Source organism: Streptomyces sp. NPDC093071 (assembly GCF_044754545.1).
GTDB lineage: Bacteria > Actinomycetota > Actinomycetes > Streptomycetales > Streptomycetaceae > Streptomyces.
The window spans coordinates 43,394-64,983 of sequence record NZ_JBIVPH010000016.1 but is presented as its reverse complement, the minus strand read 5'-3'; the positions used below and the strand labels follow the sequence as shown (position 1 = coordinate 64,983).

At 73.7% G+C, this 21,590-nt stretch carries 21 protein-coding genes; 16 read left to right on the top strand and 5 right to left on the bottom strand.

Translation table 11 applies throughout. The annotated features are described in order from the left end of the window. From ACIQD7_RS33475 to ACIQD7_RS33435, 9 genes are all read left to right on the top strand, one after another. Complete coding sequence (locus ACIQD7_RS33475) at window positions 1-609, top strand: riboflavin synthase (RefSeq protein ID WP_402446967.1); 609 nt, start codon at window positions 1-3, stop codon at window positions 607-609. Beyond that, window positions 606-1,241: a nicotinamide mononucleotide transporter family protein gene (locus ACIQD7_RS33470; RefSeq protein ID WP_121828837.1), complete on the top strand. Its 636-nt coding sequence runs from the start codon at window positions 606-608 to the stop codon at window positions 1,239-1,241. Before ACIQD7_RS33475 ends, ACIQD7_RS33470 begins: the two co-directional genes overlap by 4 nt. Then, window positions 1,238-2,515: a bifunctional 3,4-dihydroxy-2-butanone-4-phosphate synthase/GTP cyclohydrolase II gene (locus ACIQD7_RS33465; RefSeq protein WP_402446964.1), complete on the top strand. Its 1,278-nt coding sequence runs from the start codon at window positions 1,238-1,240 to the stop codon at window positions 2,513-2,515. Before ACIQD7_RS33470 ends, ACIQD7_RS33465 begins: the two co-directional genes overlap by 4 nt. Window positions 2,516-2,563: 48 nt before the next feature. Further along, window positions 2,564-3,049, top strand: coding sequence for a 6,7-dimethyl-8-ribityllumazine synthase (ribH, locus tag ACIQD7_RS33460; RefSeq protein WP_053643767.1), 486 nt, complete (start codon window positions 2,564-2,566; stop codon window positions 3,047-3,049). Window positions 3,050-3,084: 35 nt separating this feature from the next. Continuing rightward, window positions 3,085-3,357, top strand: coding sequence for a phosphoribosyl-ATP diphosphatase (locus ACIQD7_RS33455; RefSeq protein WP_030551960.1), 273 nt, complete (start codon window positions 3,085-3,087; stop codon window positions 3,355-3,357). Between the two features lie 50 nt (window positions 3,358-3,407). After that, window positions 3,408-4,256, top strand: coding sequence for an ATP phosphoribosyltransferase (hisG, locus tag ACIQD7_RS33450; RefSeq protein ID WP_121828835.1), 849 nt, complete (start codon window positions 3,408-3,410; stop codon window positions 4,254-4,256). A 50-nt stretch (window positions 4,257-4,306) separates the two neighbouring features. Then, on the top strand, window positions 4,307-4,759 hold the full coding sequence (locus ACIQD7_RS33445; RefSeq protein WP_402446960.1) for a PH domain-containing protein: 453 nt from the start codon (window positions 4,307-4,309) through the stop codon (window positions 4,757-4,759). A gap of 289 nt (window positions 4,760-5,048) precedes the next feature. After that, window positions 5,049-6,599, top strand: a complete 1,551-nt coding sequence (locus tag ACIQD7_RS33440; RefSeq protein ID WP_402446958.1) for a CNNM domain-containing protein — start codon at window positions 5,049-5,051, stop codon at window positions 6,597-6,599. Then, window positions 6,596-7,684: a hemolysin family protein gene (locus tag ACIQD7_RS33435; RefSeq protein WP_121828833.1), complete on the top strand. Its 1,089-nt coding sequence runs from the start codon at window positions 6,596-6,598 to the stop codon at window positions 7,682-7,684. The genes ACIQD7_RS33440 and ACIQD7_RS33435 overlap by 4 nt, the downstream gene beginning before the upstream one ends. Window positions 7,685-7,694: 10 nt before the next feature. On the opposite strand, the gene ACIQD7_RS33430 is transcribed toward ACIQD7_RS33435, so the two are convergent. Together ACIQD7_RS33430 and ACIQD7_RS33425 are read right to left on the bottom strand one after the other, a co-directional pair. Further along, a complete protein-coding gene (locus ACIQD7_RS33430) occupies window positions 7,695-9,605 on the bottom strand; it encodes an AAA family ATPase (RefSeq protein WP_402447019.1) in 1,911 nt (636 codons plus the stop codon). Window positions 9,606-9,935: 330 nt separating this feature from the next. Beyond that, entirely contained in the window at window positions 9,936-10,565 is a 630-nt protein-coding gene (locus ACIQD7_RS33425) for a uridine kinase (RefSeq protein ID WP_402446955.1), read from the bottom strand. A 452-nt stretch (window positions 10,566-11,017) separates the two neighbouring features. Here ACIQD7_RS33425 and ACIQD7_RS33420 point away from each other — a divergent pair, with 452 nt between their 5' ends. The 3 genes from ACIQD7_RS33420 to ACIQD7_RS33410 all read left to right on the top strand — a co-directional run bounded on the left by ACIQD7_RS33420 (window position 11,018) and on the right by ACIQD7_RS33410 (window position 13,993). Continuing rightward, a complete protein-coding gene (locus tag ACIQD7_RS33420) occupies window positions 11,018-12,388 on the top strand; it encodes a peptidase C39 family protein (RefSeq protein ID WP_402446952.1) in 1,371 nt (456 codons plus the stop codon). A 75-nt stretch (window positions 12,389-12,463) separates the two neighbouring features. Further along, window positions 12,464-12,613 (top strand): SCO1431 family membrane protein, encoded by a 150-nt coding sequence (locus tag ACIQD7_RS33415; RefSeq protein WP_234352161.1) that lies wholly within the window; start codon window positions 12,464-12,466, stop codon window positions 12,611-12,613. A 207-nt stretch (window positions 12,614-12,820) separates the two neighbouring features. Beyond that, a complete protein-coding gene (locus ACIQD7_RS33410) occupies window positions 12,821-13,993 on the top strand; it encodes an acyl-CoA dehydrogenase family protein (protein WP_402446949.1) in 1,173 nt (390 codons plus the stop codon). A gap of 836 nt (window positions 13,994-14,829) precedes the next feature. Here the strand turns inward: ACIQD7_RS33410 and ACIQD7_RS33405 are convergent. Further along, window positions 14,830-15,198, bottom strand: a complete 369-nt coding sequence (locus tag ACIQD7_RS33405) for a hypothetical protein (protein ID WP_121828827.1) — start codon at window positions 15,196-15,198, stop codon at window positions 14,830-14,832. 226 nt (window positions 15,199-15,424) lie between these two features. Here ACIQD7_RS33405 and ACIQD7_RS33400 point away from each other — a divergent pair, with 226 nt between their 5' ends. The 4 genes from ACIQD7_RS33400 (at window position 15,425) to fxsA (ending at window position 19,470) form a co-directional block, all read left to right on the top strand. Then, a complete protein-coding gene (locus tag ACIQD7_RS33400; RefSeq protein ID WP_017242178.1) occupies window positions 15,425-15,865 on the top strand; it encodes an Lrp/AsnC family transcriptional regulator in 441 nt (146 codons plus the stop codon). A 76-nt stretch (window positions 15,866-15,941) separates the two neighbouring features. Beyond that, on the top strand, window positions 15,942-17,585 hold the full coding sequence (locus ACIQD7_RS33395; protein WP_402446946.1) for an amidohydrolase: 1,644 nt from the start codon (window positions 15,942-15,944) through the stop codon (window positions 17,583-17,585). 430 nt (window positions 17,586-18,015) lie between these two features. After that, window positions 18,016-18,792: a polyprenol monophosphomannose synthase gene (locus tag ACIQD7_RS33390; protein WP_161371717.1), complete on the top strand. Its 777-nt coding sequence runs from the start codon at window positions 18,016-18,018 to the stop codon at window positions 18,790-18,792. An 81-nt stretch (window positions 18,793-18,873) separates the two neighbouring features. Continuing rightward, window positions 18,874-19,470, top strand: a complete 597-nt coding sequence (gene fxsA / locus ACIQD7_RS33385) for an FxsA family membrane protein (RefSeq protein ID WP_402446943.1) — start codon at window positions 18,874-18,876, stop codon at window positions 19,468-19,470. Window positions 19,471-19,568: 98 nt separating this feature from the next. On the opposite strand, the gene ACIQD7_RS33380 is transcribed toward fxsA, so the two are convergent. Next, on the bottom strand, window positions 19,569-19,943 hold the full coding sequence (locus ACIQD7_RS33380; protein WP_026278069.1) for an RNA polymerase-binding protein RbpA: 375 nt from the start codon (window positions 19,941-19,943) through the stop codon (window positions 19,569-19,571). Window positions 19,944-20,198: 255 nt separating this feature from the next. After that, window positions 20,199-21,566, bottom strand: a complete 1,368-nt coding sequence (locus tag ACIQD7_RS33375) for an MFS transporter (protein ID WP_402446940.1) — start codon at window positions 21,564-21,566, stop codon at window positions 20,199-20,201. Between the last annotated feature and the right edge of the window lie 24 nt (window positions 21,567-21,590).

Below are 21,590 nucleotides of genomic sequence, written 5' to 3'. Positions count from 1 at the left end.
GTGTTCACCGGAATCGTCGAAGAACTGGGCGAGGTCGTCGCCGTCGAGCGGCTGGAGGACGCCTCCCGCTTCCGACTGCGCGGCCCCCTGGTCACGGAAGGCGCCCAGCACGGCGACTCCATCGCCGTCAACGGTGTCTGTCTCACGGTCGTCGAGCACGGCGACGGCGAGTTCACCGCCGACGTCATGGCCGAGACCCTCAAGCGGTCCAGCCTCGGCGCCCTCGGCGTCGGCTCCCGCGTCAACCTGGAACGGCCCATGGCCGTCGGCGGCCGCCTCGGCGGCCACATCGTCCAGGGCCACGTCGACGGCACCGGCACCGTCCTCGCACGCACCCCGTCCGAGCACTGGGAGCTGGTCAAGGTCGGCCTCCCCGCCCACCTCGCCCGCTACGTCGTCGAGAAGGGCTCGATCACGGTCGACGGCGTCAGCCTCACCGTCGTCGAGGTCGGCGACGACTGGTTCACCATCAGCCTCATCCCCACCACCCTCGACCTGACCACGCTCGGTATCAAGAAGAGCGGCGACCCGGTCAACCTCGAAGTGGACGTCATCGCCAAGTACGTCGAGCGGCTGCTCGGCCCGAACGCCGGGGAGAACGTCAAGTGAACTGGCTGAACTCCGAGGCCTTCACCCTCCTCGGCCAGCGCATCATCTGGTCCGACATGATCGGCAACATCTTCGGGCTCGCCGCCCTCGCGCTCGGCTGGCGCCGCTCCGTGTGGACCTGGCCCGTGCAGTTCCTCGCCGGCCTCGTCCTCTTCACCGCCTTCTACGGCCACCTCGCCGGCAGCGCGGGCAAGCAGGTCGTCGTCGTCCTCGTGGCGCTCTACGGCTGGTGGCAGTGGCAGCGCGGAAAGGACCGGGCGACGGACGGCCACATCGCCGTGCGCTTCGCCACCTGGCGCGAGCGCGGCGCCATGATCGCCGCGGCCGCCGCCGGCACCGTCGCGGTGGCCCTGCTCTTCAAGGCCTTCCCGTCCCTCTCCTGGGACCCCTGGCCCGACGCCTACATCTTCGTCGGCACCGTCGTCGCCATGTACGCCCAGGCCCGGGGCATGGTCGAGTTCTGGTTCGCCTGGCTGCTCGTCGACCTGGTCGGCGTCCCGCTGAACTTCGCCAACGGCTACGCCTTCTCCGGCTTCGTCTACGTCATCTACGGCGCGCTCGTCCTCTGGGGGATGCGCGACTGGTGGCTCCGCTCCCGCACCGCCCCCGCTCTGGAAGGAGCCCACGCATGAGTGCCCTCCCGATCTGGGATGCCAATGACCTCGCCCTCGACCCGGTCGAGCAGGCGATCCGGGACATCGCCGCCGGCCGCCCCGTCGTCGTCGTCGACGACGAGGACCGCGAGAACGAGGGCGACCTCGTCATCGCCGCCGAGAAGGCCACCCCCGAGATCGTCGCCTTCATGATGAGCGAGTGCCGCGGCCTGATCTGCGCCCCGATGGAGGACGAGGAACTGGAGCGCCTCGAACTCCCGCAGATGGTCGCGCACAACACCGAGTCGATGCGCACGGCCTTCACCGTCTCCGTCGACGCGTCCCCCGCCCACGGCGTCACCACCGGCATCTCCGCCGCCGACCGCGCCACCACCCTGCGGATGCTGGCGAGCGGACGCCACGAGCCCTCCGACTTCGTCCGCCCCGGCCACGTCTTCCCGCTGCGCGCCAAGCCCGGCGGCGTCCTCGTCCGCAACGGCCACACCGAGGCGGCCGTCGACCTCGCCCGCCTCGCGGGCCTGCGCCCGGCCGGCGCCATCGTCGAGATCGCCGGCGAGGACGGCGTCATGCTGCGCCTGCCCGAGCTGGTCCCCTTCGCCCGCAAGCACGGCCTCACGATCATCTCCATCGAGGACCTGATCGCCTACCGCCGCTCCGCCGAGCCGACCGTCCGCCGCGAGGCCGAGGTCCGGCTCCCCACCGCGCACGGCGACTTCACCGCGTACGGCTACCGCTCCACCGTCGACGGCGTCGAGCACGTCGCCCTCGTCCACGGCGAGGTCGGCGACGGCGAGGACGTCCTCGTCCGGGTCCACTCCGAGTGCCTGACCGGCGACGTCTTCCACTCGCTGCGCTGCGACTGCGGCCCCCAGCTCCAGGCCTCCATGGACCGGATCACCGAGGCCGGCCGGGGCGTCGTCGTCTACCTGCGCGGCCACGAGGGCCGCGGCATCGGCCTGCTGTCCAAGCTGCGCGCGTACGAACTCCAGGAGCGCGGCCGCGACACCCTCGACGCCAACCTGGAGCTCGGGCTGCCCGCCGACGCCCGCGACTACGCGGCCGGCGCGCAGATCCTCGTCGACCTCGGCGTCCGCAGCCTGCGCCTGATGACCAACAACCCCGACAAGATCGACGCCCTCACCCGGTACGGCCTCGTCGTCGAGGGCCGCGAGCCCATGCCGGTCCAGGCCGGCGAGCACAACCTCCGCTACCTGCGCACCAAGCGGGACCGGATGGGCCACGACCTGCCCTGGCTGGACGGCTCCCCGGCCCCCACCTGCGGCAACCAGTAATCCCGTACGCACCCACCAGCACCAGCGGCACCACCGGCAAGGAGAAACATGAGCGGCAAGGGCGCACCCGTCCTCAGCGTGAAGAACTGCGGCGACCTCCGCGTCGCGGTCATCGCGGCCCAGTGGCACGAGAAGATCATGGACGGCCTCGTCGACGGCGCCCTGCGCGCCCTGGGCGAGCTCGGCATCGACGAGCCGACCCTGCTCCGCGTCCCCGGCAGCTTCGAGCTCCCGGTCGTGGCGAAGGTCCTCGCCGGGCGCGGCTACGATGCCATCGTGGCGCTCGGCGTCGTCATCCGCGGCGGAACGCCGCACTTCGAGTACGTGTGCCAGGGCGTCACCCACGGCCTCACCCAGGTCTCGATCGACACCGGCGTACCCGTCGGATTCGGCGTCCTCACCGTCGACAACGAGGAGCAGGCGCTCGACCGGGCCGGCCTCGAAGGCTCCTCCGAGGACAAGGGCCACGAGGCCGTCACCGCCGCCGTCGCCACCGCCACCACACTGCGCACGGTCAGTGAACCCTGGCGCTGAGTGGCGCCGGGGCACCCCGTACTCTTAGGACCATCATGGCGAACAAAACCTTCGAAGAGCTCTTCGCCGAGCTGAAGCTCAAGGCCGAGACCGGCGACCCGGCCACCTCCCGCACCGCGGAGCTGGTGGACAAGGGCGTCCATGCCATCGGCAAGAAGGTCGTCGAGGAGGCCGCCGAGGTCTGGATGGCCGCCGAGTACGAGGGCAAGGAAGCCGCCGCCGAGGAGATCTCGCAGCTGCTGTACCACGTCCAGGTGATGATGGTCGCCCGCGGGATCTCGCTCGACGACGTCTACGCCCACCTCTGAACCAGCCCGTTCCCCACAACACGACTCCCCAGGCAAAGGAAGCCCACCCCATGCTGCGCATCGCCGTCCCCAACAAGGGTTCCCTCTCCGGACCTGCGTCGGCCATGCTCCATGAGGCCGGCTACCGCCAGCGCAAGGAGTCCAAGGAACTGGTGGTCATCGACCCCGACAACGAGGTCGAGTTCTTCTACCTGCGCCCGAAGGACATCGCGATCTACGTCGCCTCCGGGAAGCTGGACATCGGCATCACCGGCCGCGACCTGCTCCTGGACTCCGGCGCCAGCGCCGAGGAGATCCTCCCGCTGAACTTCGGCCGCTCCACCTTCCGGTACGCCACCCGGCCGGGCACCGCGAACGGCCCCGAGGACTTCGGCGGCATGACGATCGCCACCTCCTACGAGGGCATCGTCGCCAAGCACCTCGCGGACCAGGGCATCGACGCCTCCGTCGTCCACCTGGACGGCGCGGTCGAGACCGCGATCCAGCTCGGCGTCGCCCAGGTCATCGCGGACGTCGTGGAGACCGGCACCAGCCTGCGCAACGCCGGCCTGGAGGTCATCGGGGAGCCGATCCTCACCTCCGAGGCCGTCGTCGTCCGCCGCCAGGGCGCCACCGACGACCACCCGCAGGTCCAGCAGTTCCTGCGCCGCCTCCAGGGCGTCCTCGTCGCCCGCTCGTACGTGATGATGGATTACGACTGCCGCGCCGAGCACCTGGAGCAGGCCGTCGCGCTCACCCCCGGCCTGGAGTCGCCCACCATCTCCCCGCTGCACAACGAGGGCTGGGTCGCCGTCCGCGCGATGGTCCCCGCCAAGGAGGCGCAGCGGATCATGGACGACCTGTACGAGCTGGGCGCCCGCGCCATCCTCACCACCGCGATCCACGCCTGCCGCCTCTGACGGCCGGGTCCGCGCTTCCACCGAGCACCACCAGGCACCGAGGAACCCCCATGTCCGAGTCCACGACGCCCTCCCTCCCGGTCACCTTCCGGCCCGGCCGCACCCGGGCCGTCCTGCTGACCGTGGGGATCGCGATGTTCGCCACCGTCACCGTGGTGGCGATGATGCTGGAGCGGCTCGGGCCGGGGGAGCGGGCCAGCTTCGTCTTCACCGCCGCGCTCTTCCTCGGGGTCCTCGTGCTGCTGAGCCGCCCCAAGGTCGTCGCCGACGACGAGGGCGTCACGGTCGTCAACATCACCCGGACCCGGCGGCTCGCCTGGGCGGAGATCCTGCGCGTCAACCTCCGCTCCGGCGACCCGTGGGTCTTCCTGGACCTGAGCGACGGCACCAGCCTGCCCGTGCTCGGCATCCAGCCCGGCATCGCCCGGGAGGCCGCCCTCCGGGACGCCCGCGCCCTGCGGGCCCTGACCGAGAGCCGGGGAACGGGCGCGGAGGGGGCCTGACCCCTCGGGGAGAGACCCCGCCGGGCGGCTCCCGCCCGTCCGGGAGAACCCCCCCGCCCGTCCGGGAGAACCCCGGTCCGTCCCCCATCCGGAGCCGACCCCCTGCCCCTCGGGGCGTCCGCGTGACTACTCTGGTGGCGGTGGTGCCGAGCGCACCACCGCCTCGCGTGTGCAGGGCCGCCGTCACGGCGGCCCGCGAGGCCGCCCTTCGACCCGAGGAGTGACTCCCTCCAGCAATGGACGGATCGTCCGGTAGTACCCGCGCCGCCCCCTCCCAGGAGGCGGCGGCATGATCATCTCCCTTCTGCTGCTCGCCGCGGCCTTCCTCCTGATCCTCGCCAACGGCTTCTTCGTGGCCGCCGAGTTCGGTCTCGTGACCGTCGAGCGCGCCGAGGCCGAGCGGGCCGCGGCCGCCGGCGACCGGCGCGCCCGCACCGTCGTCACCGCGCTGCGCGAGCTGTCCTTCCAGCTCTCCGGCACCCAGCTCGGCATCACCCTCACCTCGCTCGTCGTCGGCATGCTCGCCGAGCCCGCGCTCGCCGGGCTGCTGCACGGGCCGCTCACCGCGACCGGACTGCCCGGAGGGGCCGTCTCCGGGGTGTCGGTGGTGATCGGGATGCTGCTCGCCTCCGCCGTCCAGATGGTGGTCGGCGAGCTGGTGCCGAAGAACTGGGCGGTCTCCCGGCCGCTCCAGGTGGCCCGCTTCGTCGCCACCCCGCAGCGCCGCTTCTCCGCCCTCTTCCGGCCGGTGATCGCCCTGCTCAACCGGGTCGCCAACCGTCTCGTCCGGCTCCTGGGCGTCGAGCCCACCGAGGAGCTGGACTCGGTCCGCACCCCCGGCGAGCTGGTCTCCCTGGCCCGGCACTCGGCCCTGGCCGGCGCCCTCGAACAGGACACCGCCGACCTCTTCGTACGGACCCTGTCCCTCGGCGGCCTCACCGCCGAACAGGTCATGACCCCGCGCGTGAAGGTCAACGCCCTCCAGTGGGACGCGACCGCGGCCGACGTCCTCAACCTCACCCGGGCCACCGGCCTCTCGCGCTTCCCGGTCTACCGCGACCGGATCGACGAGATCGTCGGCATGGTCCACCTCAAGGACGCGCTCGCCGTCGTCCCGCACGCCCGGCCGCGCACCCCCGTCGGCCGGATCGCGGTCCCGCCGCTCCTGGTCCCCGAGTCGCTGCCCGCCCAGGCCCTCCTGGAGCGGCTGCGCCGGGAGCAGCCGATCGCGGTGGTCGTCGACGAGTACGGCGGCACCGCCGGCGTCGTCACCCTGGAGGACATCGTCGAGGAGCTCGTCGGCGAGGTCCGCGACGAGCACGACACCGCGGCCGACGGACGGCCCGAGCTGGTCGCCGCCCCCGCCGAGGACGGACGTCCCGCCTGGGAGGCCGACGGCTCCTGCCGGGTCCACACCCTGCGCCGGGTGGGCCTCGACGTGCCCGACGGGCCGTACGAGACCGTCGCCGGGCTCGTCGCGGACCTCCTCGGGCGCATCCCCGCCGCCGGGGACCGGGTCGAGCTGCCCGGCTGGCGGCTCTCGGTCCGCCGCGTCGACCGCTACCGCGCCGAGAGCGTCCGGATCGTCCGGACGACCCCGGACCGGACCGCGGCTGCGGACCCGGCTCCGACCAGGGATACGGCTCCGACCAGGGGTACGGCTCCGACCAGGGACACGGCCCCGACCAGGGACACGGCTCCGGACCGGGACCCGGCTGCGAACCCGGGCCCGGCTGCGAACCCGGGCCCGGACCCGGCTCCGGCCCCCGGCTCCCCCCAGGAGGCGGTCCCGGTCACGGCGTCCGCCGCCGGGCCGCTGGTCGCGGAGGGCGCCCGGTGAGCACCCTCCAACTCCTCCTGGCCCTCCTCCTGGTCCTCGCCAACGGCTTCTTCGTCGGGGCCGAGTTCGCGCTCGTCTCCGTCCGGCGCAGCCAGATCGAGCCGCTCGCCGGAGCCCGGGCCAAGCAGGTCCTGTACGGCCTGGAGAACCTGCCGCGGATGATGGCCGCCGCGCAGTTCGGCATCACCGTCTGCTCGCTGACGCTCGGCGCCGTCGCCGAGCCGACCGTCGCCCGGCTCCTGGAACCGGTCTTCCACGCGGTCGGGGTCCCCGAGGGGCTGATCCACCCCCTCGGTTACGCCATCGCCCTCGCGGCCGTCGTCTTCCTCCACCTCGTCATCGGCGAGATGGTGCCGAAGAACCTGGCGATGGCCGCGCCCGAGCGGACCGCGCTGTGGCTGGCCCCGGCCCTCGTCGGCTTCGCCCGGCTCTGCCGTCCCGTGACGACCGCGCTCGGCGCCTGCGCCGGGCTGGTCCTGCGGGCGTTCAAGGTCGAGCCGAAGGACGAGGTGGAGGCCGTCTTCACCAGCGCCCAGCTGGGCCGTCTCGTCGAGGACGCCGGACAGGCCGGCCTGCTCGACCCGGCCGAGCAGGAGCGCCTGGAGGACGCCCTCGAACTGGGCTCCCGCCCGGTGACCGACGTCCTCATCACCTCCGCCTCCCTGGTCACGGTCCCGCCGTCCGTCACCCCGCGCGAGATCGAGGAGCTGACCGTACGGACCGGGTACTCGCGCTTCCCGGTCCGCGCCGAGACGGGCGCCGCCTTCACGGGCTTCGTGCACGTGAAGGACGTCCTCGACCTGGAGGAGCGGGAGCGGGCGGTGCCGCGGCGGCTGTGGCGGCCGATGGCGACGCTCCGGGCGGAGCTGCCGCTCGACGACGCCCTCACCGTGATGCGCCGCGCCGCGACCCATCTGGCGCAGGTCGCGGACGGCTCGGGCCGGGTCCTCGGACTCGTCGCCCTGGAGGACGTCCTGGAGATGCTGGTGGGCGAGGTCCGCGACCCCGCCCACCGGGTGCGCCCCCGGACCGCCACGGTCACGATCCCGGTCGGGGCCCCTTCCCCGGCGCCCGCGCGGAGCTAGTCCGCCGGGTTCAGTACCCCGGCGGTTCCTGCTGAGGGCCGCGGTCGACCGGACCGCGGCCCGACAGGACCTCCCCGTACGCCTGCATGAGGTCCGCGAGCCGGAGGGTGGCGAGGTCCTCCCGGGTCGGGCTGCCCGGATAGCCGGAGAGCCGCAGGTCCCGGTAGGCACAGGACTTCTCGTACAGGGTGCGCAGGAAGCGCCCGTTGCCCAGCTCGTCGATCCAGCCCTGCTCCACGACGTGCCCGCTGATCGAGCGCAGCTCGTCGCGGGCCTCGTCGTCCCAGCCGTCCCCGTTGGCCGCCGCGAGGACCTCGCCGATGGCGGTGAGTTCGAGCGGCCGGTACGAGGGGAAGTCCACCCGGGTGGTGAACCGGGAGGAGAGCCCGGGGTTGGTGGAGAGCAGCCGGTCCATCCCCTCGGGGTAGCCGGCCAGGATCACCACCAGGTGGTCGCGGTTGTCCTCGGCCCGCTTCAGGAGCACCTGGAGGGCCTCGTCGCCGTACGCGTCGCCCTTGCTGTAGCCGGTGTTGGAGAGCGCGTAGGCCTCGTCCACGAAGAGCACCCCGCCGACCGCCGAGTCGATCAGCTCGTTCGCCTTGACCGCCGTCTGGCCCAGGAACTCCCCGACCAGATCGGCCCGCTGGGCCTCCACGAGGTGGTCGCCGCCGAGCAGCCCGAGCGCGTAGAAGACCCGGCCCAGGATTCGGGCGACCGTGGTCTTCCCGGTGCCCGAGGGCCCGGAGAAGACGAAGTGCCGCTTCGGCGGCTGGACCGGAAGCCCCTGGTCGGCCCGGAGCCGCGCCATCTCCAGCTGCGCCGAGAGCGCCTTGACCTGCCGCTTCACCGGTTCGAGGCCGACCATGCCCTCCAGCTCGGCGAGCGCCTCCGCGAGCAGGGCCGGATCGGTGGGCCCGGCCGGGAAGCGCGGCGGCTCCGGCTGCCGGGGGACCCGGGCCTTGTGCCGTACGGCCTCCGGGGGCGCGGCCGGCGGCACCGGCTCGGGCGCGAGCCGCAGCCCGTCGCCGAGCCCGCCGCCGTCGGGTTCGGCGCCCGGCACGGTGTCCACCGCGTCCTGGCCGAGTCCGCCGCCGACCGTGCCCAGGGCGACGGCGGCGAGCCCGGCCGGGTCCTCCGGGCCGTCGTAGCCCTCGAAGCCGTCGTACGCGGTGATCGCCGCCAGCCGCGCCGCCGTGTCCATGAACGCCGGGTCGATCCGGTGCACGGCCCGGTAGAGCGGCAGGGCGGCGGCGCTGCGCCCGGTGCCCTCGTGGGCGCGGGCGAGCCAGTACCGCAGCTCCTTGCGCTGCGGCTGCTCGCTGCGGCAGCGCATCAGGGAGGCCGAGAGCAGCGGTTCGGCCTGGCCGTACATCTCCAGGCGCACCCGGGCCATGCCGCCGAAGAGCCCGGCCTCGATGCCGAGCAGCGGGTCGTCGACCAGGGGCTCGGTGAGCCGGACGAGCTGGTCCCAGTCCTTGACGAGATAGGACCGGCAGGCGTGCAGGAAGCGCACCTGGGGGTCGGTGTCGACCGGGGGGAGCCCCGCGAGGGCCCGGTCGAGCTCGGGCACGTGGCGCCCGTCGAGCCAGTGGGAGGCGTGCGCGAGCAGCAGGTCGCGCGGGCTCTCCAGGACCGGCTGCACCCACCAGCCCAGCCAGTACCAGGAGTTCAGGGTGCGCCGGTAGCGGGTCCGCTGCTCGCCGAAGCGCTCGCGGTGGCGGTACATGCGCAGCAGCGCGGTCGTGGTGTCGACCCGGAGCGCGTGCAGCCCGAGCCAGGCGTCCGCCATCCCGGGATCGATCCGTACCGCCGCCCGGAACTCGTCCTCCGCCTGCGGATAGGCGCCCATCGTGTAGGCGTCGACTCCGCGCAGCCAGGCGAGCTCGGCCGGGGGCTGCGAGCCCTGTGTGCCGATGTCCATCGGGTCCCCCACAACCGTCATCGCATGGACGGGATTTGACCGCACCTGCGGGCATCGTACCTGCGCAGGGGGTGGGCGCTTAAGGAGAAGCGCATGATCCGGAAGCGGTGACCCTGGGTGAGCGCCGGGGAGCGCGAAGGGGCCCGGAAAGGGTCCGGAAGGGGGTCCGAGGGGGCTCCGGGGGCAGAACGAAGCCCCCGATCACGGGGGAACAACCGGGGGCTTCGCGTCCGCGGCGGCTCCGAAAAGCCGCACATTCAGAACGTAAGACCTGTACGCCCCTGGGGTCAAGCGGAGTTGGGGCACTTGCGCAAGCGGAGCCGGAGGCCCTCAGTTCACGGACAGAAACCCGTCACGGTGGGTGATGATCTGGTCCGTGCCCGCTGTCACACGGGGCCCGGGAAGCCACTCGTACCCCTCCCGGCACTCCCGTACCAGGGTGTCGGCGAAGGGCCGGGAGGGGTCCTCGGAGAAATGGCGAGTCTCCGCCACGGTCCAGCCGTCCCAGAAGGCCGCCTGCTCCGGGCCGTCCCGGCGCCGGCCCCGCTCCCAGGACTCCGCCGCGCCGCGCTCCATCCACAGCAGGCGCGCCAGGAAGGGCCGCACCTCCCGCCGGCCCGCGCCGACGCCCTCGACGAGGACCACCGGCGCCGGGGGCAGCGCGCGCGGCTCCCCGAAGCGCCGCAGCCGCCAGTCGTACGGACGGTAGGCCGCGGCCCCGCCCCGCGCGAGGGGCTCCAGGACCTGCTCCCGCAGCCGGCCGGTCCACGCGAAGAGCTCCTCGTGGGTGGCGAGGTCGTCGAGGTGGAGGACGGGGGCGTCGCCGAGGGCGGCGGAGAGGCGGGCCGCGAGGGTGGACTTGCCGGAGCCCGCGTGGCCGTCGACCGCGACCAGCCGGACCGGCCCGCAGGAGGGCGGCAGCCGGAGCAGCGCGTGCGCCGCGCGGTCGAGGTCGTCCATGGGCCCAGGGTAGGGGAGTGGGCACCTCCCCAGGTCAGGGAGGTGCCACCGTCAGTGGACGAGACCAATATTGGTGCGGCGACGCGGGGCGAAGTGCTGGCGGAGGCCCGCCGGAAGCCGGGATAGTGGGCCCGCGCGCCCGTGGTCCGGGGGCGCGCGGACGACGGCCCGGGGCCCCGCACGCCCGCGTGCCGCCACCTCCGTACGCCGACGGACTCCTCCGCCGAACACCAGCTTTCCGACGCACCAGCACCCGGCACACCAGCTTCCCGGCACGTCAGAACCTCGAAGCATCAGCACGCCGACGTACCAGCACCCGGCACACCAGCGCCTCGAAGCACCAGCACTCCGACGCACCCGCACCCGTACCCGGACCCGTACCCGCACCCCGGCCCGTCCGTACGCGCCTACGGGTCCGCACGTCCACCGTTCTCGACTGGGGGTCACCGCCCATGACCAGCTCCACCCCGCGCAGAACCCTCCTCGCCGCGGCGCTCGCGGCCGCCGCGGGAACGGCCGCCACCGCCGTCCCCGCCGTCGCCTCCGCCGGTCCCGGCACCGCCCGCCGGGGCCACGCCCCCGCGCCCGGCCTCGTCGACAACCGCTTCTGGTCCTCGTACACGGACTGGCGGTGCGGCACCGCCGACGGCACGAAGGCGGTCCCCGGCGAACGTCCGGGCCTGGTCCTCGCCCGGCCCGCCGGCCGCGCCGACCACACCGATCCGCACACCGGACGGACCTCGGCCTGGGAGTACGCGAGCTGGACCTCGCCCGTCCACACCTCCACCGTGCCCGCCACCGAGGTCATCGCCTCCTGGAACGCCCGTACGCCCCCCGGCACCTGGATCCAGGTCGAACTCTCCGGCACGTACTCCGACTCCACGGCCACCCCCTGGTACGTCCTGGGCCGCTGGGCCTCCGGCGACGGCGAGGAGGACATCCGGCGCACCTCGGTCGACGACCAGACCGACGGCAGGAGCAGCGTCTGGACCGACACCTTCGCGATCGACGACCCGGCGGGCGGGCTGCGGCTGCGCGCGTACCGGCTGCGCCTGACCCTGTACCGGAAGCCGGGCAGCGGCCTCACCCCCACCGTGTGGCGGATCGGCGCCATGGCCTCGGACGTCCCGGACCGCTTCACCGTCCCGGCCTCCGCGCCCGGCCCCGCCCGCGAGCTGGCCGTGCCCCGCTACTCGCAGAACACCCACGTCGGGCAGTACCCCGAGTACGACAACGGCGGCGAGGCCTGGTGCAGCCCGACCTCCTCCCAGATGGTCGTCGAGTACTGGGGACGCCGCCCCACGGCGGAGGACCTGGCCTGGGTGGATCCGGCCTTCGCCGACCCCCAGGTCTGCCACGCGGCCCGCTTCACCTACGACCACCAGTACGAGGGCTGCGGCAACTGGCCCTTCAACGCCGCCTACGCCGCCACCTACCCCGGCATGAACGCCGTGGTCACCCGGCTGCGCTCGCTCACCGAACTGGAGGACCTGGTCCGGGCCGGCATCCCGGTCATCACGTCGCAGTCCTTCCTCAAGGAGGAGCTGACCGGCGCCGGCTACGGCACCTCGGGCCATCTGATGACCGTCGTCGGCTTCACCCCGGACGGCGACGTCGTCGCCAACGACCCCGCCTCGCCCGACAACGAGGCCGTCCGCCGGGTCTACCGGCGGCGCGAGTGGGAGAACATCTGGCTCCGCACCAAGCGGTACAACGCCAGCGGAAAAGTGGCGTCCGGCACAGGAGGGGTCTGCTACCTCTACTTCCCCGACCGCCTCTCGCCCGCCCGGCGCAAGGCCCTCGCGGCCCTCGGCGTCCTCTGACGCGGCGGCGCGGCCCGGGGCGACGTGACGGACGTCTCTACCCCCGGGCCGCCCCCGTGGCGCATGGTGGTCGCCATGACCTCCACCACCCACAGCCCCGCCCTCGTCCGCGCCCGCACGGGCGGTCCCCGGGACGACGACGGCCCCAAGCTCCTGGAGCACGTCCTCGGCTGGACCCTGGTCGTACTGCTCGCCGTGCTCGTCACCCGGGCCGGCCTCATGTGACGGCCCCCTCCGGACCGGGCCGGTCTCATGGGACGTCTTCCGGACCGGATCGGTCTCATGGGGCGCCTTCCGGACCGGATCGGGCCGCGGCGTCGGTGTGATCCCCCGGCGGCCGTGTGATCCGGGCCCGCCGGGCGGGCATACTCCCCGCGACCCCGGCATCCCGCGCGCGACCCGCCCGCGCCCGGCAGGGAGGAGCGTCCGGCCGTGCCCGACACCCCCGCGGACGGCGTGGAGCGCCGGCTGCTCACCGACGAGGCCCGTGAACTGCTCGCCCTGGTGCGCGACATCGCCCGGCGCGAGATCCTCCCGTCCGCCGCGGCCGAGGAGGCCGCCGGGCGCTTCCCCCGCGAGCTGTTCGCCCTGCTCTCCCGCTCCGGACTCCTCGGACTGCCCTACGACCCCGCGTACGGCGGGGGAGGCCAGCCGTACGAGGTGTACCTCCAGGTCCTGGAGGAGCTCGCCGCGGCCCGGCTCACCGTCGGCCTCGGCGTCAGCGTCCACACCCTCTCCTGCCACGCGCTCGCCGGCTTCGGCACCGGGGAGCAGCGGGCCGCGCACCTGCCCGCGATGCTGGGCGGCGGCCTCCTCGGCGCCTACTGCCTCTCCGAGCCCTCTGCCGGGTCCGACGCGGCGGCGCTGCGGACCCGGGCCGTCCGCGAGGGCGACGGGTGGACGATCGACGGCACCAAGGCGTGGATCACGCACGGCGGGATCGCGGACTTCTGCACGGTCATGGCCCGCACCGGCGGACCGGGCGCGCGCGGCATCACGGCCTTCCTGGTCCCCGGGGACGCGCCGGGCCTGGTGGCGGACCCGCCCGAGCGGAAGATGGGCATGAGCGGCTCGCCCACCGCGCAACTGCGCTTCGACGGCGTACGGGTCCCCGACGCGCGGCGGCTCGGCGGGGAGGGGCAGGGCTTCGCGATCGCGCTCGACGCCCTGGACTCGGGGCGGCTCGGCATCGCCGCCTGCGCCGTGGGGCTCGCGCAGGCCGCTCTGGACGCGGCCGTCGGACACGCGCGCGAGCGGCGCCAGTTCGGCCGGCCGATCGCCGACTTCCAGGGGCTCCGCTTCCTCCTCGCGGACATGGCGACCCAGGTCGAGGCGGGCCGGGCGCTGTACCTGGAGGCGGCGCGGCTGCGGGACGAGGGGCGGCCCTTCGGGCGGTGCGCGGCGATGGCCAAGCTCTTCTGCACGGACGCCGCGATGCGGGTCGCGACGGACGCGGTGCAGGTGCTCGGCGGGTACGGCTACACGGCGGACTTCCCGGTGGAGCGCTTCCTGCGGGAGGCCAAGATGCTCCAGATCGTCGAGGGGACCAATCAGATCCAGCGGGTGGTCATCGCCCGTCACCTGGTCGGACCAGAGTCCCGCTGACCCGGACGGTCCGGTCCGCCCAGACGGGCCCCGCGGCGAGCCGGGCCCACTCCTGGTCGCGGTGGCCGGGCAGGGTGCGGCCCTGACTCGCCCAGAGGGAGAGCACGTCCTGGTAGATGGGCGGGTGCGCCGGGACGGGGGCGGGAGCCGGAAGCGCAACGGGGACCGGGGCCTGGGCACCGACCGGGACCGGGGCGGCGACCGGAACGGGAGTGCTGATCGTGACCGGCGGATTGGCCGGAAGGGGAGGGCTGACAGGAGCCCGGGCCGGAGCGGGGGCGGGGAGCGAGACCGGAACCGGAACCGGGGCCGAGAGCGGGGCCGGGGCCGGTGGTGGGGCCTGGGGCCGTACGCGCGACTGCACCTGGAGCCGTGCCTGCGCCTCCGGCCGGACACGCGCCGGGGCCTGTTCCCGCGCCTCGGGCAGGACGTGCGACCGGACCTGCGCCTCGGGCCGAGCCTGGCCCTGTGCCTGGACCCGGGGCTCCGCCTCCGTCTCGGCCTGGGGCTGCGCCTGCGCCGGTACGGGCACGGGGAGGGGCGCGGGGACGGGAAGGGGCGCGGACACGGCGGTGGTCGCCGGTGCCGCGGCCGGGTGAGGAACCGATTCTTCAATGCGCGGCTCGGCCTGCCGGTGCCGACCGTAACCGCTGGGAGTCGTGTGCAGCGTGGTCATGCCCGGACCAACGCGCTCCGGCGGCCCGGGGTCACCGCCGAGCGGATTCGAGCGGCAGTTCGCCCGGTACCCGGCGGGGGTCGGCGCGCCGGTCCGGCCGCCGGGTTCCCCGTACCGCACCACGGCGCGGCACGGGGGAGACGTCCAGTGGCGTACGGCCTCAGGCCGCGCGGCGCATCTGCGGCACCCTGATCGGGCGCGAGCCCGGGCCGCCGACGTGCGAGAAGGGCTGCGTGCGCCAGTCGAGTCCCTGGGGGAGCGTCAGGAGCAGCGCGGTGTCCTGCTCCTGGACCTCCAGGGTGTCGTCGGCCGGGCGCGCCTCGGAGGCCGCGAGACCCGTGCCCGGGCACACCGTGAGGACGAAGGGGTTCCACGGCGTGGGGCAGAGCGCGTGCTCCGGCAGCACGTCCTCGTCCGCGAGCAGCGCGAGGGGCTGCACGCACTCCGGGCAGACGACCCGGAACATCTCAAAGGTGTCGTACGCGTCGAGCTCGTCGGACGTGTCGACCGAATCAACAGGCTCCTGCATGGAGAATCTCCCCCTCGGGTGGGTCGGCCGGATCTGTGCGGCCTTCGACCACAGCAACCACTTCCCATACGAAACTCCGCATAATCGTGAGGCGGCATCCCGGGCCGGGCGCAAACCTGTGGCGTTCGTCACATGCCCGTCGCAGGTGCCCCGTGACGGCGCATAGCGCCCCATAGGGGCCGCCCCGGGCTGTGCTCCGGCCCCTCGGGAGCACTAGGGTCACCGCATGGAGGAGCTGGATCGTCAGATCGTGGAGTTGCTGGTCAAGGACGGGCGCATGAGCTACACCGACCTGGGCAAGGCCACCGGCCTGTCCACGTCGGCCGTGCATCAGCGCGTCCGCCGTCTGGAGCAGCGCGGTGTCATCCGCGGCTACGCCGCCGTCGTCGACCCGGAGGCCGTGGGCCTGCCGCTCACCGCCTTCATCTCGGTCAAACCCTTCGACCCCAGTGCCCCCGACGACACCCCCGACCGGCTCGCCGACATCCCCGAGATCGAGGCCTGCCACAGCGTCGCGGGCGACGAGAACTACATCCTCAAGGTCCGGGTCGCCACCCCGCTGGAGCTGGAGCACCTGCTCAGCCGCATCCGCTCCCAGGCCGGCGTGTCCAGCCGCACGACGGTCGTCCTGTCCACCCCGTACGAGGCCCGGCCCCCGCGCATCTGACCCGCCGGGGAGCCGTGGACGCCCGCCGGGGGACCTGCCGGACAAACCGGGTCCCCCCAGGTCCTAGCCTGGTGGCATGAGTGAGTCCACGTCTGCCGCGTCTCCCGGCGAACACCGCACCGTGCTGCTGCGCGGTGGAGAAGTCCACAGCCCCGCCGACCCCTTCGCCACCGCCATGGTGGTGGAGCGCGGGCACGTCGCCTGGGTGGGATCGGAGGGCGCGGCCGACGCCTTCGCGTCCGGCGTGGACGAGGTGGTCGACCTGGAGGGCGCGCTCGTCGCCCCGGCGTTCGTCGACGCGCACGTGCACACCACCGCCACCGGCTTCGCCCTCACGGGCCTCGACCTCTCCTCCGCCGCCTCGCTCGCCGAGGCGGCGGAGCGGGTCCGGGCCCACGCCGCCGCCCGCCCCGAGGACCGCGTCCTCCTCGGCCACGGCTGGGACGCCTCCCGCTGGCCCGAGCGCCGCCCGCTCACCCGCGAGGAGCTCGACGGGCTCACCGGCGGCCGCCCGCTCTACCTGACGCGGATCGACGTCCACTCGGCCGTCGTCACCACCGCCATGCTCGACCTCGTGCCCGGCGTCCGGGACCTGGACGGCTTCCACGACGGACTGCGGCCGCTCACCGGCGACGCCCACCACGCCGTGCGCGCCGCCGCCTTCGGCGCCGTGTCCGCGCGCCAGCGCACCGAGGCGCAGCGCGCCGCCCGTGCCCGGGCCGCCTCCCTCGGCATTGGCACCCTGCACGAGTGCGGCGGCCCCCGGATCTCCTCCGAGGAGGACTTCACCGGACTGCTCGACCTCGCGCGCGAGGAGGCCGGGCCCCGGGTCGTCGGCTACTGGGCCGACCTCGACGTCGAGCGGGCGCGGGACCTCGGCGCGCTCGGCGCCGCGGGCGACCTCTTCGCCGACGGCTCCCTCGGCTCCCACACGGCCTGCCTCCACGAGCCGTACGCCGACCACGTCGACGCCGGTCACACCGGCGCCGCCCACCTGGACGCGACCACCGTCGCCCTCCACGTCGTCGCCTGCACCGAGGCGGGGCTCCAGGCCGGTTTCCACGCCATCGGGGACGCCGCCGTCACCGCCGTCGTCGAGGGCTTCAGGGCCGCCGCCGAGAAGCTCGGCCTCGCCCGGATCCGGGCCGCCCGGCACCGCGTCGAGCACGTCGAGATGCTCACCCCCGAGACGATCGCCGCCTTCGCCGAGCTGGGCCTCACCGCCTCCGTCCAGCCCGCCTTCGACGCGCTCTGGGGCGGCGAGGAGGGCATGTACGCCGACCGGCTCGGCGCCGACCGGGCCCGCACCCTCAACCCGTACGCGGCCCTGCTGCGCGCCGGCGTGCCGCTGGCCTTCGGCTCCGACGCCCCCGTCACCCCGCTCGACCCCTGGGGCACCGTCCGGGCCGCCGCCTTCCACCGCACCCCGGAGCACCGGATCTCCGCCCGCGCCGCCTTCACCGCCCACACCCGGGGCGGCTGGCGGGCCGTCGGCCGCGACGACGCCGGGACGCTCGTCCCCGGCGCCCCCGCCGACTACGCGGTCTGGCGCACCGAGGAGCTCGTCGTCCAGGCGCCCGACGACCGGGTCGCCCGCTGGTCCACCGACCCGCGCTCCGGCACGCCCGGCCTGCCCGACCTCTCGCCCGGCGCCGACCTCCCCGTCTGCCTGCGCACGGTGGTGCACGGACGGACGGTGTTCGTGCGGCCGGACGTGTGACGGAGGGGATCCTCCCCCTCGGAACACCCCTTCGGACGCTCGTCCCCGACCTGCGGATCTTCCCCTCCGACCTGGCCTTTCGGGAGGAAACCGCAGGTCGGGCGGGTATTGACAGCGGACCGCCGGGGGCGGGTAGGTTCTCCGCGTCCACCACAGGACGTCCGACCGGACCGCGCCCCGCGCGTCAGCCGAACGCCGCCCGCGCCTCGGCCGCGAGGGAAAGCGCCCGGCGGAAGGTGCGACCCGGGTGGGGCCCGGACGTTCAGTAGACAACGGCTCCCGATCGACCCGCAGCCGGCGGATCCCGGGCCGGACCGAAGGACGACGGGCCCCGCGCCGCACGTCACCCGTCCCACCCGACCCGCCGCGCCGGAGCATCCCGGGGACCTCGCTATGGTGGGGGCCTGTGTTTGTATCCGAAGGGGCAGCAGTGAACGACGGTGGCCAGAGGCGTTACGGCCCGCTCGGCAAGGCCTTGGTGATCATTCCGACCTACAACGAGGCGGACAACATCAAGCCGATCGTCGCGCGGGTGCGGGAAGCCGTACCCGACGCGCACGTGCTCGTCGCCGACGACAACAGCCCCGACGGCACGGGCAAGTTCGCGGACGAGATCGCCGCCGACGACGACCACGTGCACGTCCTGCACCGCAAGGGCAAGGAGGGGCTCGGCGCCGCCTACCTCGCCGGCTTCCGGTGGGGCATCGAGCACGGCTACGGAGTCCTCGTCGAGATGGACGCCGACGGCTCCCACCAGCCCGAGGAGCTCCCGCGGCTGCTCACCGCCCTCAAGGGCGCGGACCTGGTGCTCGGCTCCCGCTGGGTGCCGGGCGGCCGGATCGTGAACTGGCCGAAGTCCCGCGAGTTCATCTCCCGGGGCGGCAGCCTCTACTCGCGCGTGATGCTCGACGTGCCGATCCGCGACGTCACCGGCGGCTACCGGGCCTTCCGCAAGGAGACCCTGGAAGGCCTGGGCCTGGAGGACGTGGCCTCGGCCGGGTACTGCTTCCAGGTCGACCTGGCCCGCCGCGCGGTCGCCGCGGGCTACCACGTCGTCGAGGTCCCGATCACGTTCGTGGAGCGGGAGGTCGGCGACTCGAAGATGAGCCGCGACATCCTCGTCGAGGCGCTGTGGCGGGTCACCGGCTGGGGCCTGACGGCGCGCGCGGAGAAGGTCGGCAAGCGGCTCGGCCGCAAGTCCTCCTGACCCCACGGGCCGGCGCGTGATCCGTACGCGCTGATCTTTCCTTTACGCCGTTCCGGCGGGGCTCCAGGCACACTGGGGACCATGACGACCGGCGTACCGCCCTCTCCCGCCCCCAAGAAGCGCTCCCGCGCGCGTACGTTCCTTCCGCTCGGCCTCGCCGCCTGGCTGGTCCTGGAGATCTGGCTGCTCACGGTGGTGGCGGACGCGGCGGGCGGACCGACCGTCCTCGCCCTGCTCGTCGGCGGTGCCCTGCTCGGCACCTTCGTCGTCAAGCGGGCGGGCCGGCGCGCCTTCCGGAACCTCACCTCGACCTTCCAGCAGGCCCAGGAGGCCGCGCGGACCGGCGGGGTGCCCGTCGCGCCGGAGCGGACCGGCGCGGAGGACCGCAACGGCTTCCTGATGCTGGGCGGCCTGCTCCTGATCCTCCCCGGCCTGGTCTCCGACGCGGCCGGCCTGCTCCTGCTGATCCCCCCGGTCCGCTCGTTCCTCGGGCGGCGCGCGGAGAGGGCGGTCGAGCGCCGGATGGCCACCGCGTCCCCCGGCGGCCTCCAGGACGCCTTCCAGCAGGCCCGCATCCACCGCCCGGACGGGAAGGTGGTCCAGGGCGAGGTCGTCCGCGAGGACGCCCCCCGGAGCCCGTACCGGGCCGACGGGACCCGCCCGCCCCTGACCCCCTGATTCCGGCGCCGTCCGGAGCGGCGCACGCGGAAACGCCGCGGGGCCCGGTACACGCCTTCGTGTACCGGGCCCCGCGGCGTTGATCGTCCGGCGGTCCGCTAGGCGGACTTGCGGCTGTCGCGCGGATGCACGGCGATGTTCATGGCGCCGGAGCGCAGGACGGCCAGCCTCTCGGCGAGGACCTCCTCCAGCTCCTCGCGGGTGCGCCGCTCCATGAGCATGTCCCAGTGCGTACGCGCAGGCTTGCCCTTCTTCTCCTCGGGACCGTCCCCGTCCACCAGGAGTGCCTGGCTTCCGCAGACCTTGCACTCCCACTCCGGCGGAATCTCCGCCTCTACGGAGAAGGGCATCTCGAAGCGATGTCCCTTCTCACATGCGTACTCCACCGCCTGGCGCGGGGCCAGATCGATGCCGCGGTCGGTCTCGTAGCTCGTCACCACGAGGCGCGTGCCGCGAAGAGCTCGCTCACTCATGAATCGTGCCTCCCGGGCTTGTCGCCCACAGGACAGATGTCGCTGTCGTCGTTATCCGGTCAACGTCCGGTCGGCGGTAAAGATTCCCGTGCCGGGACATGCGTCGCCCGTCGTGCCGCCCCTTGTTGTACCCACCAGTGCCCGTTTTGTCACATCTGACGGCAGGTGTGACGTGGTGTCTTCACCAAAGCAGCACGCAGTAACGGTCCGCCTGGCAGGCCAAACGCGTACACTACCGCCCTTTCACCGCCACGTCTAAATACGCCCCGGCACCGGATTTCCCGCGGCCTCGACCGCGCGCCGCACCGGCACCCTGGCGAGCAGGACGAAGCCGGCGATGAAGAAGATCAACAGGGAGATGATGGCATCCCGATAGCTTCCGGTCAGCTGATACGCGATACCGAACACGAGCGGACCCAGCCAGCTGAGCCCCCGGTCGCTCATCTCGTACGCCGAGAAGTACTCCGCCTCCTTGCCGCGCGGCACCAGGTGCGAGAACAGCGAGCGGGACAGGGCCTGGCTGCCGCCCAGGACCAGACCGATCGCGGCCGCCAGGAAGTAGAAGAACACGGGCGCGTCGGCCGGCAGGGCGTAGGCCGCCCCCAGGATCAGGGTCCAGACCGCGAGCGAGCCCAGGATCGTCCGCTTGGCGCCGTACGACCGGGCGAGCCGCCCCATGCCGAGGGCCCCCGCCACCGCGAGCACCTGGACGAGCAGGACCGCCGTGATGAGCGTCGTCTGGTCCAGGCCCAGCTCCTCGGAGCCGTACAGCGAGGCCTGTGAGATCACCGTCTGCACGCCGTCGTTGTAGACCAGGTAGGCGAGCAGGAAGGAGAGCGTCAGCGGGTGCCGGCGCATGTCCTTCAGGGTCGCCCGCAGCTGGCGCCAGCCGCCGCCGACCGCGCCCTCCCCGGCCCGCCGTCCCTCCCGGGGGATCCGCCGGTCGCGCAGCCGCCGCAGCGGCACCAGGGTGAACGCGCCCCACCACACGCCGGCCGAGGCCAGGCAGATCCGGACTGCCTCCCCCTCGGTGAGTCCGAAGGAGTCGTGGCCCGAGTAGAGGACCAGGTTCAGGACGAGGACCAGCGCGCCGGACGTGTAGCCGAAGGCCCAGCCGCGGGAGGAGACCGCGTCCCGCTCGTCCGGCTCCGAGATCTGCGGCAGATAGGCGTTGTAGAGCGCCATCGAGACCGAGAGCGAGGCGTTCGCCACGATCAGCAGGAAGGCGCCCAGGAGGTAGCGGTCGCCGTCTAGGAAGAACATCCCGGCCGTGGCCGTCGCCCCCAGGTACGCGGTCGCCGCGAGCAGCGGCTTCTTCCGGCCCGTGCGGTCGGCCGCCGCACCCGCCAGCGGCATCGCGAGCACCGCGACCACGAGGGAGGCCGACACGGCGTACGCGAAGAGGGAGCCCGCCCGCACGGGTATGCCCAGCGGGTGGACGAACCCCTCCGGGTCGGCCGCCGCCCGCGCCACCGAGGTCAGGTACGGGCCCAGGAAGACGGTGAGCACGCTCGTCGAGTACACCGAGCACGCGAAGTCGTAGAAGTACCAGCCCCGCTGCTCGCGCCGCCGTTCGGCGGGGCCGGAGGCGTACTCCTCCGGCTCGGTGGTGTCAGCGGTCACGGCCGCGCCCCCTCGTTCGTCCCC